The following is a 13,001-nucleotide window of genomic DNA, read 5'->3' on the forward strand; positions in this document are numbered from 1 at the left end:
TGTCTCCTGGGATGGTCAGCGCACAGCCGCTATGCTGCGGCTTGTGCTGATACAGAGAGTTTTGCGAGAATCTCTCGTAGGTGTACGGCTATGCCGCAGCTGGTGCGTCAACGGAATCGTGGTAGCCACCGGCTTCCACTCGGGCGATAAACTCCGCGTCGCGCTGGCACAGGTCTTCATGCGTGACCCTGCCCGTGCGCAGCATGTAGTCGTAGGCAAACGCCACCGGATCGAGGTGCATCTTGCTTTCGACCGACTCGTACCAATCGAGGCTGCGGCGCGCCGCGTCCTGGAACTTTGCCGAAGCGTCGCGCCGGCTGTCCTCGAACGTCCGGAACGCAGCCTGCACGTCGTCCCGATGTGCGCAGACGGCCTCGCACAGCGCGATTGCATCCTGCATAGCCATGCGGGTGCCGGAGCCTAGCGAGAAATGCACGCTACGCAGCGCGTCGCCCAGCAATACCACCTTGCCATGTGACCAGTGTTCGTTGCGCACCACGCTCGCCTGGAACCAGTTCGATCTGTTCCCCAGCAGGGATTGCCCGCCCAAGTCTCGCGCGAAGACCTGTTCGCAGAATGCACGGCTCTCATCTTCAGTAGCGGTGTCAAGGCCCGCGCGCTGCCAGGTGTCGGGATCCACTTCCACCAGGAAGGTCGATAATGTGTCGCTGTACTGGTACGCATGGGCGATGAACACCCCGTATCCGGTCTCCCGGAAGATCAGCGAGACCGGGTGAAACAGTTGATGGGTGCCGTACCAGGCGAACTTGTTGCGGCGCACCTCGAAGCTTGGCTGGAAATGCTCCGCCAGCCGGGTTCTTACCTCACTGTTGATACCGTCCGCTGCCACGATGATGTCGGCATCCGCCAGTTCGGCCGGATCGCTCACGCGGCTGCCGTAGACAATCTCGACGCCCGCTTCGGCACATGCTTCCTGCAGCACGCGCAACAGGTCAATGCGCGACGTGCGCGAGAAGTGGTTGTTGCGCAGCGGTACCCGCACCCCTTGGTGGGTCACCTCCATATAGTCGCAACGCTGATGATGCGCGGTGAATTTCCGGAAGAACGCCCGATCGGCGTCCTGCAGGAACGACAGCGCGATGTCGGAGAACACGACACCCCAGCCATACGTGGCGCCCGCTTCGTTGCGCTCGTGTACGACGATACGGTCTTCAGGATGGCGCTGCTTGAGCAGCAGGGGGAAGTACAGGCCGGCGGGGCCGCCTCCGATGACGACGACATTCATGGTAAGCCTCTTACTTGCGTGCCGGCGCCAGGGCCGCGCCGGCATTGGGAACGATGGGAGCCAGATCCAGGTGCTCCAGCATCTGGCCCACCGTGCAGACAGCGGTGGACGTGACCGGCAGGCCGATGGCGTCCTGCGCGGCCTGGATGGCCGGCAGGGATGGCATCTGCACGCAGGCCGACAGCACGACGACGTCGGCATTGGCGGTGTTCAGGCGCCTGACGTCTTCCAGCAACTGCATGGGATTGCGTCGGCCGACTTCGAGGTTGTCGGGGATCTCGAACGACAACGCATCCAGCACTTCAATGCCTTCATGCTCGATGTACCGGACCACGGCCTCGGTCAGAGGCTTCATGTAAGGGGCCATCAACGCAATGCGGCGCGCGCCCATTGACTTCAGGCCCGTCACGAGCGCGCCGGCCGACGTCATGACCGGCGCATTGCAGTGGTTCTCGCGCGCCACGCGCAGCAGGTCCTGCTCCACCTGTCGGTGATAGCCGGGGCCCATCGCCATGATGGCAACCAGGCAGGCCGTGCTCATCACGTCGACGCGCGCATCGGCCAGTTCGGCGGCACAGCGCAGTCCCTCGCGGTTCATGGCTTCCAGTTCTTCGCGTACCACGCGATGCATGCGCATGCGGCTCGAATGGAAAGTGAAACGTTCCGGCAGGATCTGTTCCCGTGCGCGCAGCATGGCGGGAATCTCGGTCTCCATCGTCGTGTTGGAGCTGGGCACGATCTGCCCGATACGGTAGGTACGACTGTTCATGCTGGTCAGCCTTGATGGGATGATGGGGGGTGCTGGTGTGCTACGGCGTCTGTGCAGGTCATGCCGACTTCCTCCCCGATTCGGTGGCTTCCATTTCGAGCTGGCGCGCGACCATGGCCCGCAGCGCGGCCTTGTCGACCTTGCCGACCCGGGTTACCGGAAACTCCACGACCACTTCGATACGCTCGGGACACTTGAACTTCGCCAGGCCCTGCGCCACCAGGAACCCGGCCAGCTCGGTGACATCTGGCGCCACATGGCCCGCGCGCAGGATCATGTAGATGCAACCCTTCTCGCCGTACAGCGGATCCGGCATCGCGACGAGCTTGGCGTCCGCGACGGCGGGATGCCGGCTGACGTACGCCTCCACTTCTTCCGAGCCAATCTTTTCGCCGCCGCGGTTCACGTTGTCGCGCAGGCGGCCTTCAAACGCGAAGCAGCGGTAGCCGTCGACCACGTGCTCGGTCATGAGGTCGCCGGAGCGCACGAATCCATCCGCGGTCAGTGACTGCGCGGTGGCCTCCGGTGCCTTGTAGTAGCCGCGCAGGCTGGACGGGCCGCGAAAGCAGAGCTCGCCCGGCGTTCCCGGCGCTGCTGCCTCGTCCGTGCCGGGTACCAGCAGGCGGAGATCGTCATCGGGGCAACCGGAGAAGCCCTGGGTGCGATGCCGCATCGTGGCGGGAAAGCGCGCGCCGGCGCCAAGCAGCAGTCCTTCCGTCGTGCCGAACAGGTTGAAGCACGGTACGCCGAGATGCGCTTCGAGCGCGTCGGCACGCGTCATCGTGCCGAACAGTTCCAGCGATGAAAGATCGTGCTGCGCAATGTCCTGGTACGCGATCATCTGCGGCGCGACCGGCCCGATCGACATGCCGTGCGTGACGCGGTGCTCCGCGATCAGTTCGAGCATGCGCTGGATGTCGACGCGCGGCATCAGCACCGAGGTCATGCCGCCGGCCACGGCCGGTACCAGCACGTAGAGCTGGCCGGCATTGTGCAGCAGCGGCAGCGACCAGATCAGGCGGCTTTGCGCGGTCTGGCCGAGCTGGCGCATGCTGGCCAGCGCATGGCCGGTGTACTCGGCGTGGAAGCGCGGAATGATCTTCGGTACGCCGGTCGTGCCGCCGGACAACTGGAAGCTGAGCACGTCCTCGCTGCCGATGAGGACACCGGCCAGCACCTCGATGGCCTGTTCGTAAGAGATCGTATCGATCAGTGCATCCATGCCGTGTTCGGCGAGCGGGCCCTGTGCGGCGGAACTGACGCCACGCGCGACGATCAGATGCCGGATCGACGGATAGCGCTGCGCCATGCCGCGAGCGAAGCCGGTCAGGTCGAACGCACTGAAATCGGCTTGCACGAAATAGGCGCGCGGCTCGGACAGCGCCGAAAGCTGTCCGATCTCGACTTCACGGTACTGCGGCACCGCGCACACCGGAACAACGCCAGCCTTGTAGCAACCCATCAGCGCGATGACGGTGTCGATCGTGGTCCCCATCTGGAAGATGGCACGATCGCCGGGCCGAAGACCGAGCCGATGCAGCGCGGCGCCGAGGCGCTCGCTGCGCGCGTCGAGTTCGGCGAAGGTGATCGAACGCTCGTCGCTGATGAACGCCGGCTGGTGCGGCACTCGCCGGGCGGTCTTGCGCAGTGCGCCGCCGAGCGTGTCGTCGACCCATGCGCCGCTTGCGAAGTACCGCGCCGCGTCGGCAGGCGGACAGTACGCCACGCCCTCAATCGGAAAATGAATACCGGTCATGATGGTCTCCGGCGTTCATGCCACCGCGGCATTGCGCGGCACGATGCGCACGATATCGCGGTCGAATCGTTCGATCCTGCCGTCGAGCCCGCCAGTGAAGAGGCCGTACCAGACCGCGGGCTTCAGGCCAAGGGCGCGGCGCCCGAACTCGACCGGCTCATCGGAAGCGATCACGGTGTAGTCACCAAGGTCGCTGAGGCGGCATGCCGGCAGGCTGCGCGCCGCTTCCGTCAGTGAGGCGAACTCGGGCACGTTCAGCACAAAGATGCGCAGGGCGGACTGGCTCATGCGTGACACTCCTGGTCCAGGTTCAGGCGGCGGCCGAGGAGCTCTGCCTTGCGCACCCAGATATCGTCGATCGACGTCACGCGCGCTTGCGTGGCACGGGCTTCGTCCTCCAGTTCGATGGCCGCGGCGAGCGTCGCATCGGCGTCGCGCGCATCGAGCGCCGCCAGCGGCCGCAGCTTGCGCGTGATCTCGATGAAATAGCCGTTCGGGTCGCGGAAGTAGATCGACTCGATCACCTCATGCGCAGTTTCGGCGGACACCACCACGCCGCGCGCTTCCAGGCGCGTCTTCCATGCCAGTAATTCTTCTTGCGTATCGACCAGCCAGGCAGTGTGGGTGGCGTCGAACACGTGGTCGTCCGGGAGCGGCGGCCGGCTGTCGCGGCTGGCGAGCGCTTCGGGCTCGTCACTGCCGAGGTAATAGAAGAACGCGATCGTGCTGCCCTTGCCGCTGTCGAAGAAGAAGTGCAGGAAGTCGGGGTGCGTCGAAGGCCCCCAGCCGCGCGCCGAGATCGTGTGGATCAGCGGCAGGCCCAGGATGTCGCGATAGAACGTGACGGTTTCCTTCAGGCGCCAGGTGGGCCGGGCGGTATGGTCGACGCCGTGCAGTCGCAGTGGCGCGGCGGCGTCGGACGGGGCGGTCCTTGCATGCATCGTTGTGTCTCCGGATCGGAATGGGTCGTGTGTGTGTGTCGGGTGCGCTATTGCGGGAAGGTCTCGCGCAGCCATGTCTGCAGCAGGCGTCCCGCCGCGTAGCGGCCGGGTTCCTCGCCTTTGGCCAGCGCGCGGCCGTGGTGGTCGCCGCGAACGCGGTGGTGCTGCTTGTCAGTGCTTGCAATGCCGTGAAAGATGTCCGCGATGACGCTCGGGAAGCAGGCCTGGTCCGCCGTGTATTCGATCAGCAGCGTGGGCTGGTGAATGGCCGGGGCCGTACGGGACAGCGCGGCGTTCGACGACAGGCCTGACCACGTCGACAACCAGCTTTCGGGCGAGCACACGCGCGCGAAGCCGACTGAACCGTAGTTGGATGCAAACGGGTCCGCGCCCCAGAGCGAGCCGTACTTGCGGTCCGACGGATCGAGCGACAGGTCGAAGCAGCGCAGGTCGGCATCGGTGCGCCAGACGGTGAAGAGCTGGGTATGGGCGGCGCGGCGCCGGATGGCATCGCTGACGGAACCGGGATTGCGCTTCACTTCGGCACGAGCGTCCATGCGCTCGGCAATCATCGTCCTGGCCAGTTCGTCGAGGCGCTGCACCCGTGCCATCTGCGCGGCGCGATAGCGCGCGACAAAGTCGGCACGATAGCTGGAGGACTCAGGGGCCGGTGCAAAGCCATTGGCTGCGGAGAATGCATCGAGCGCCGCGTCGACAGACAGCGGGTCGCGCTCGTCGGCCACAGCAGGATCGATGCAGCCCTGCAGCAGCACGCCCTGGCCGGGGTGTGGCGCGACAAACACGACGCCATCCACCGCCGGCAGCAGCGCCGACGCAAGATTCGTGGCGCGGCCGCCGGGCGTCCGGCCGATACGCGCTTCGGGCGCGGCATTCGATTGCTGAACGTACAGGGCATACAACCCGCTGCCTCCCGAATTGCCCAGCAGCACGATGCGGCGAAAGCCCGCTTCACGCAGGTAGCGCACACCGGCCGCCACGTCGTACAGCGCAAATTCATGTTCCAGGCGCTGGTCGTTCCCCACTGAACGCGGGGACTGCGACCACGCTGCATAGCCCGCTTCTACGATGTCGGGAATCAGGTAGTGGCAAGCCATGAACTCACGTGGATGCATGATGCAAACCACGGTATCCGGCTGGCCTGCGGCATAGAGCGAGCCACCCGTGGCCGCACCATCCTCGGTGCGCAGCACGACGTTGCGCGTCACGGTGCCGGGAGGCACGTCACGCGGATTCCAGTCCGTGTTGAGAAAGCCCGCAATAGGGCCTGAAAGCGCGGGCGAAGCGCTGGGAGGCGTCTTGCTTGTCATCGTCATTCACTCCGTTTTTTACAGCATAGTCGATTTTTTGACACATACGTAAAATTTTTTTCGAGCGCGTTGAAACTAGCGGAGAAAGTTACGTACTAAGCATGAGACGGCAGCAGCCAGGACCGCCAAGATGCCGATCCGGAACTGGCGTCCAGCCGACTTTTTGTTTATCGTGATGAGCTTCTCGACGCCTGCGTCGAAAATCCGAATGACAATCTATGGCGAAGGCACAGACGAAGAGCGATGCGCTGCGGGACTCGATCCTGGAAGTGGCGACCCGCCTGTTCATCGAGCGCGGTTTTGACGGCACCGGACTGAACGACATCGCCGACGCCGTGGGATTGAGCCGCCCGGCCCTGTACTACTACTTCAAGAGCAAGGAAGCGATTCTTGAGGAACTGACCACCGCGGTGACGCGCACCGCCGCCGACCTGGCTACCGAGGCAATCCCCGAAGCCATGCGCACGCCTTCCGGCATCCTGCGCCACCTGGTCATGCGTCACGCGATGCTGATCCTGTCCCACCCGTTGCAGTTCAGGGTGGTGGAGCGCAATGAGAACAACCTGCCGCCAAAGCAGCGCAAGCTGGCCGAGCAATCCCGGCGCGCCGTGCTAGCTCAGTTCCGGCAGGCCATTGAATCCGGTATCGACCAGGGGAAGTTCCGCGTCATGGATGCCAAGGTCGCTGCGTTCTCGATCATCGGCATGTGCAACTGGACCGCGTGGTGGTTCAATCCATCCGGGCAAGTTTCCATGGGTGAAGTGGCACGCCAGATTGCCGACATGGCATTGGGCTCAGTGGAACTGCCCTCGAGCCGCAAGCTCGACCGAGCCGGGCCGGCTGCCATACTTCAACTCCTGCGCGACGACCTGACACTGCTGGAGCGCAGCCTGGACTCGTCGGCAGCGGGCAAGACGGGCCGGCATGAGTGAGAGGCAAGGGGTCGGACAATACATGCTCCCCGGTTGGGAAGTCCTGAAGACTGCCTGGCGTCCACGCTGAGGACCTAGATTGCAGCAAGTCACCAACGTGGTGCCAGCATTCGTCCAGCCGTGCCCCACCTCGGCGGCTGGTAGGTTTCCGCCGCGGTGAGGCCTATTCGGGCTTGAGGCCGATCGAGCGGATCAACTTGTCCATCTTCGCATCCTCTTGCCTCAGCTTTTGCACTAATGCATCGGGCGTTCCGCCACTTGCGGGCGTAACGCCAATTGCCTGCATGCCTTGGGTCACCTTGGCTTCGGCCAGCACTGCTCCAATTTCCCGGTTTAGGCGCGTGACGACTGCAGGCGGCGTGCCCTTCGGCGCGAGGATCGCAAACCAGAATTCGCTTTCATAGCCGGGGGCAATTTCTCCGATTGCCGGCACGTTAGGTTGCTCCGCCAATCGTCTGGATCCTGACACTCCCAGCGCTATCACTTTGCCGCTTTTGATGTAGGGCTCAGCGGTGCTCATTACTATGAACATGCTGTCTACATGCCCACCCAGCAGGTCAGCAAAGGCTTGGGCGCCCCCCTTATATGGAACGTGGACCTGTTTAAGTCCGAGTTGCTGGTCCAGCATTGCCATGAAGAGATGATGAGGCGAGCCAGAGCCCGCTGAGCCATATGTCACCGTCCCAGGCCGCCCCCGGACTTTTGCGAGGTATTCCGGAAGTGTCCGTACGCCCAGCGACGGATTGACGACCAGCACCATTGGCGACGACCCCAACTCGACCACCGGCATCAAGGCGTTGGTTGGCTGAAACGCGCCAGCCGGCATGAGGCGCGGCGTCACTGTGAGGTAGGAGTCGGCCGCAATCACCAACGTATGCCCGTCTGCTGGCGCTTTGGCGGCAAGCATCATTCCGACCGTTCCTCCTGCTCCGGGCTTGGAGTCGACCACCACCGGCTGACCCAGGCGCGTGCCCAGGCGCTGAGCAACTAACCGGGCGATGCCATCCATGGCACCTCCTGCAACGGCAGGAACAATCAACGTAATAGGCTTGGCTGGAAACGGGTCAGCGTGCGCCGATGCGATCCCAAGTCCGCTGAACCCAACGGTTGCCATGGCCACAAGCATCAGCCGGCGCAGCGGACTGCTGCTGACGGCATACTGCCGCCTCATGTAAGTTTTGGGGGGCACTTTTTTCTCCGGTTCAACAGGCAGAGCTCTGGTGGTCTCTGCCACTTTGTAAGAGCACGTCAACAATACTTCCACTGGCGCTAGGCTCTCCCCAACGGAAACGGCGCCCTGTCATCGGCCAGCATCAACTCACGCGCCATCACTTCAAACATCTGCGCGCGCACCTTTGCATGCCGGGGATCCTCGAACAAGTTGACCAACTCATTCGGGTCATTACGCAGGTCATAGAGCTCCGCCCATCCAGGTTGGTCATACAGCGTCAATCGGTGTGAGGCGGTTACCACCGTACGGGCTCGAACCGGCTTGTCCAGGCCAAATGTTGGCGCATGTCCGTCTTCCTCCACCAGCACTGCGTCACGCACGCCGGCGTGTTGACCGTCGATCAGCCCAAGCAGGCTGCGGCCCTGCATGCCATGGAACGGCGCAAGCTTTGCGCGCGCCAGGACAGTAGCCGGAATATCGATCGTTCCTGCCAGTGCATCGGTCGCTGCGCCTTCAGTATCGCGGTACGGATCTGCCCAGATAAACGGCACGCGGATTAGGCTCTGATAATGCAGCGCAGACTTGAGCAACAGCCCGTGGTCGCCCATGAAATCGCCATGATCGCTGGTGAACGCTACGACCGTATTCCGGTCCATACCCAGCGCCCGCAACCCTGCCATCAGTCTTCCCACCACGTCGTCGATCATGCTGATCATTCCGTACGTGAGTGCCAGGGCTTCTTTCGCCTCGCGCTCCCTGGCCGCGAAGCTGACTGTGGAATGGATACGCCCCCTGCCCTGCGCACGTTCGTTGTGCAAGGCGGCTACCGGTGCAAACAGCGAATCCTCCGCCTGGTAGAAAGATGCCGGCAACACCATGTCGTCCGGATCGTACATATCCCAGTATTTGCCTGGCGGTGTAAAGGGGTGATGCGGGTCAGCAAACGAACAGTGCAGGAAGAATGGTCGATCACCCCGTGCAGCTTGCTCAAGGAAAGCCTCCGCCCTATCGCCGACCCAGGCACTGGGATACTGTTCCTCCGGCACACGGGTCCGATACGCCTGGGGCGCGGTATAGCGGCTGTCCGGCAGCGCATTCTTTGGCCCGCGGAGCTGATCGATATCACCAGCGACTTGCCGCAGCCATCGCGCATAGTCGCCTTCGACCATGTCCCCATGCATCGTGCACAGGTCCACGTGATCGAAGCCGTAATAAGGTGTCTGCACGCGATGCGCCGGATCCTGGCGCCATTTGCGCAGCAGCTCCATGTCATAGCCGCCTTCGCCCCAGCGACCCGTCACAGCATCAGCAAGCGCCGGCGGCGGTGCCTGCAGCCCTGCAGGCACCGGGTCGCGAGGCTCTTCCGGCGGCATGTCGGTCATGTTCTGCAAATGGCATTTGCCGACCAGGCCTGTGTAGTAACCGGCATCGCGCAACAGGTCAACAAAGGTGGTGCTGTTGCGGGCAAGAGGAATGCCATTGCAGCGCGTACCGTGCAGGGATGGCATCCGCCCCGTCATCAGCGAAGCGCGGTTCGCCATGCAGACCCCGGTTGCTACATAGAAGCGGTCAAAGCGGCGGCCCCTGACGGCAAGCGAGTCAATGTGGGGGGTGCGGATACGGACATTGCCATAGCAGCCGAGATGATCGGCACGCTGCTGGTCGGTTGTGATGAGTAGGAAGTTTGGTTTGGAAGGCATGGCAGGTCTCTTTTAGCAATGCATGCACCACAAGTCCCGCGTAGCAGTAGAACCACTCGGGCTGACATGGCACCCAGAAGCTCATCTCGCGGTGCAACTTGCCTCAATCGCACATTGGTCAACCGGCCGGAACGTGCGGCCTGACCGCAGGTGGACATGTCTTCCACCGACGAACTCAAAAATCTCGAGTGCCGATGTAAGGCCCACCAATCCTGGTGCAGGGAGCATGCATGATCTCCGCTATCGTTGTTCGATGAATTTGATGTGTTGCTTGCGGAGCGAGTATAGAGATGGGGCAATAAATAAACGATTGAAATAAATTCCAATCTGTATAACCTTCGGTTATATCGATTCCTGCTCGCCACACATGAACCACTCACCTTTAGCCCACCGCCTCAAGCTCAGCCAGTTGCGGCTGCTCATCGGCATCGCCGATACCGGCTCACTTCTAGGTGCGGCAGATGCACTTCATATCAGCCAGCCGGCCGCAACCAAAGCACTGAGACAGATGGAACAAGCCGTGGGGGAAGTGCTGGTGAGCCGGAGCAGCGGAGGTAGCGTGCTGACCGACACCGGGCTGATCTTGTGCAGGCGTGCACGGCTTGTACTTGCTGAACTTCGGGATGTGGAAGAAGAGCTAGGCCTCTGGCACTCCGGAGGCGCTGGCCATGTGACGGTCGGGGCGCTGCCAGTTGCCACGCCATGGCTGCTCCCCGAGGCGTTGACATCATTGGCCGCCAACGCGCCGCGCATTACCGTCCGGGTCATAGAGGGCAATTCGGATAGCATGTTCGAGGAATTGAAGACAGGCCGGATCGACATGCTGGTAGGCCGCTTCTGGCCGGGAGACGACGCGGACCTACTCACGGAGGTGCTGTACGAGTCGACCTTTCGCATAGGCGTGCGCGCGGCGCATCCGCTAGTGGGCAAACGCCGCCTGCGGCTAGGCGACCTGATGGGCCTTCAGTGGATACTGCCACCGCCAGGCACGCATACGCGGGCGGCGCTGGAAAGCATGTTCCGCACAACCGGACAAGGACTGCCGCCCAATCCGGTCGAAACCACTTCATTCCTGGTCATGCGCTCGCTCATGCTGCAGACGGACATGATCTGTCCGTTCCCGGTTGAGATCCTGCATGCCGACGCCCAACTAGGCCTGATCCGATTCCTACCTTTGAACCTGGACATGAGGCTGCCGCCTGTTGGTGTGGTGCGACACGCCAAGCGGGTCTTGTCGCCCGCGGCGGATACGGTCATTGAGCGACTGCGCCAGGCGGGTGCGCGCGCTGCACAGACTTACCAACGTTAAGCGGCCTGGCTCGCGGCTATGGCGGCATTTCCGCCACGATCGATGCGGACACGCCGCACTCGCTGACCGCGCTGTTCGACACGGCGCTGCGCCGGCACGCCGACCGACCCGCCTTCACCGCGGGCGAAGTCTGCGCCAAGGGGCCGCAGGTCATGCGCGGCTACTGGTACAAGCCAGACGCCAACGCCGATGCCTTCACTACCGGCGGCGACTTCCGTACCGGCGACATCGGCATGCCGGGTGGCCGTTACCGGCTGCCTTGCGCGCCGTTCTGCAGCGCCGACAAGGCCTGGTCAATGCTGAAGCTGCCCGGCTTCTGGCTGGGCGGAAACGCCTTGAAGGTCGACAGGAACTGCCCGACGTACTGTTGCGCCGGCACCATCACGAACAGGTGTTCCACACGCCAACGCTCGTAGTCCATGGCTTCATGGTCCGCGGTTTCGAAAGGATCGGAGCGCAGGTTGAAAAGCTTGGGCAACCGCAACGGAACGAACGGTTCCTGCCAGACATTCATGCCATGCTCGCGCTGCTCGGCAAACACGATCTTCCACTGGTCGTAGCGCAGGCCGACCAGTGAGCCATCGTCGTTGAAGTAGAAGAACTCATGCCTTGGACTTGGCGATTTTCCGGCAAGGGCATCGGTGAGGTTGTATCCGTCCAGGTGGACCTTGGCGCTTTTACCCCCCACTCTGGTTCCCTTCAGCAGCTTCTCCTTGGCGTCAGGCTCGCCTGCGGCCGCGAGCAACGTGGGGAACATGTCCTCGTGCGCGAAGATATCGTTCAGTACCGTGCCGGGCTGGATCACGCCGGGCCAGCGGATGGCGCATGGCACGCGGTAGCCGCCCTCCCAGTTGGTGTTCTTCTCGCCGCGGAAGGGTGACTGGCCGCCGTCCGGCCAGGTAAATTTCTCGGCGCCGTTGTCGGTCGAATACATCACGATGGTATTGTCTTCGAGGCCAAGCTGCTTCAGCTTGTCAAGCAACTGCCCGACCATGGCATCGTGTTCGACCATGCCGTCCGGGTAGATGCCCAGGCCCGTCTTGCCCTGCGATTGCGCCTTCAGCCGCGTCCAGATATGCATGCGGGTCGAGTTCCACCACAGGAAGAACGGCTTGCCTTCGTTCTTGGATTCTTCCATGAAGCGCATGGCTTCCCGGGTGACCTCCTCATCCACCGTCTCCATGCGCTTCTTGTCCAGCGGACCGGTGCTCACTATCTTCTGCGCACCGCCCGGGTTGGCCCAGCTGTGGATCACGCCGCGCGTCGCATAGCGCTTGCGCAGTTCGGGATTCTTGAAATAGTCCGGATGCTCGGGTTCGTCTTCGGCATTGAGGTGGTAGAGCGAGCCGAAGAATTCGTCAAAGCCGTGCGCCGTCGGCAGATGTTCGTCGAGGTCGCCAAGGTGGTTTTTTCCGAACTGGCCCGTCTTGTAGCCCCTGGCTTTGAGCATTTCGGCGATGGTGATATCGCGCGCCTGGAGTCCTTCCCTGGCGCCGGGCAATCCTACCTTGAGCATCCCCGTGCGAAAGCCGACCTGCCCCGTGATGAACGAAGCGCGGCCGGCGGTGCAGCTTTGCTGGCCGTACCAGTCGGTGAACAGCGCGCCCTCCTTCGCGATACGGTCGATATTGGGCGTCTTGTAGCCCATCATGCCCTGGTTATAGGCGCTGATGTTCCAATAGCCGATGTCATCGCCCCAGATAATGAGGATATTGGGCTTCCTGCCCTCGGCCTGGCCCTGCGCAGAAGGCGCCATGCCCAGCACCAGCAGCGCTACCAGCGCGGCCTGCGCCCACCACGCCTTGCTGAGCCAGCCTCGAACTGAAGTGAACATGCCGCCCCCAATAGG

The 13,001-nt window shown here is 62.9% G+C and carries 11 protein-coding genes; 2 read left to right on the forward strand and 9 right to left on the reverse strand.

Going from position 1 to position 13,001, the window contains the following annotated elements; all coding sequences use genetic code 11:
* Positions 1–88: 88 nt before the first annotated feature.
* From JTE92_RS10300 to JTE92_RS10320, 6 genes are read right to left on the reverse strand one after another with little or no spacing between them, the layout of a single operon-like run.
* Positions 89–1,246, reverse strand: a complete 1,158-nt coding sequence (locus JTE92_RS10300) for an FAD-dependent monooxygenase (protein WP_063237276.1) — start codon at positions 1,244–1,246, stop codon at positions 89–91.
* 10 nt (positions 1,247–1,256) lie between these two features.
* Positions 1,257–2,015, reverse strand: coding sequence for a maleate cis-trans isomerase family protein (locus tag JTE92_RS10305; RefSeq protein WP_063237277.1), 759 nt, complete (start codon positions 2,013–2,015; stop codon positions 1,257–1,259).
* A 58-nt stretch (positions 2,016–2,073) separates the two neighbouring features.
* On the reverse strand, positions 2,074–3,771 hold the full coding sequence (locus tag JTE92_RS10310) for an AMP-binding protein (protein WP_063237278.1): 1,698 nt from the start codon (positions 3,769–3,771) through the stop codon (positions 2,074–2,076).
* 15 nt (positions 3,772–3,786) lie between these two features.
* Positions 3,787–4,059: a hypothetical protein gene (locus JTE92_RS30390; RefSeq protein WP_084254440.1), complete on the reverse strand. Its 273-nt coding sequence runs from the start codon at positions 4,057–4,059 to the stop codon at positions 3,787–3,789.
* A complete protein-coding gene (locus JTE92_RS10315) occupies positions 4,056–4,712 on the reverse strand; it encodes a VOC family protein (protein WP_084254441.1) in 657 nt (218 codons plus the stop codon). Before JTE92_RS10315 ends, JTE92_RS30390 begins: the two co-directional genes overlap by 4 nt.
* A 47-nt stretch (positions 4,713–4,759) precedes the next feature.
* Positions 4,760–6,040: an alpha/beta fold hydrolase gene (locus JTE92_RS10320; RefSeq protein WP_371136910.1), complete on the reverse strand. Its 1,281-nt coding sequence runs from the start codon at positions 6,038–6,040 to the stop codon at positions 4,760–4,762.
* A 218-nt stretch (positions 6,041–6,258) separates the two neighbouring features.
* On the opposite strand from JTE92_RS10320, the gene JTE92_RS10325 reads away from it, so the two are divergent.
* Complete coding sequence (locus JTE92_RS10325) at positions 6,259–6,972, forward strand: TetR/AcrR family transcriptional regulator (protein WP_063237280.1); 714 nt, start codon at positions 6,259–6,261, stop codon at positions 6,970–6,972.
* 163 nt (positions 6,973–7,135) lie between these two features.
* Here the strand turns inward: JTE92_RS10325 and JTE92_RS10330 are convergent, their stop codons facing one another.
* Positions 7,136–7,981: a Bug family tripartite tricarboxylate transporter substrate binding protein gene (locus tag JTE92_RS10330; protein WP_169834798.1), complete on the reverse strand. Its 846-nt coding sequence runs from the start codon at positions 7,979–7,981 to the stop codon at positions 7,136–7,138.
* Between the two features lie 260 nt (positions 7,982–8,241).
* On the reverse strand, positions 8,242–9,843 hold the full coding sequence (locus JTE92_RS10335) for a sulfatase family protein (protein WP_063237282.1): 1,602 nt from the start codon (positions 9,841–9,843) through the stop codon (positions 8,242–8,244).
* Positions 9,844–10,210: 367 nt separating this feature from the next.
* Between JTE92_RS10335 and JTE92_RS10340 the strand changes: the two genes are divergently transcribed.
* Complete coding sequence (locus tag JTE92_RS10340; RefSeq protein ID WP_084254442.1) at positions 10,211–11,152, forward strand: LysR family transcriptional regulator; 942 nt, start codon at positions 10,211–10,213, stop codon at positions 11,150–11,152.
* Between the two features lie 247 nt (positions 11,153–11,399).
* On the opposite strand, the gene JTE92_RS10350 is transcribed toward JTE92_RS10340, so the two are convergent.
* The gene (locus tag JTE92_RS10350) at positions 11,400–12,986 is read right to left on the reverse strand and encodes an arylsulfatase (protein ID WP_116386905.1); all 1,587 of its coding nucleotides are present in this window, start codon (positions 12,984–12,986) and stop codon (positions 11,400–11,402) included.
* Positions 12,987–13,001: the final 15 nt, after the last annotated feature.

It is taken from the genome of Cupriavidus oxalaticus, from assembly GCF_016894385.1.
In the GTDB taxonomy this organism is placed as follows: domain Bacteria; phylum Pseudomonadota; class Gammaproteobacteria; order Burkholderiales; family Burkholderiaceae; genus Cupriavidus; species Cupriavidus oxalaticus.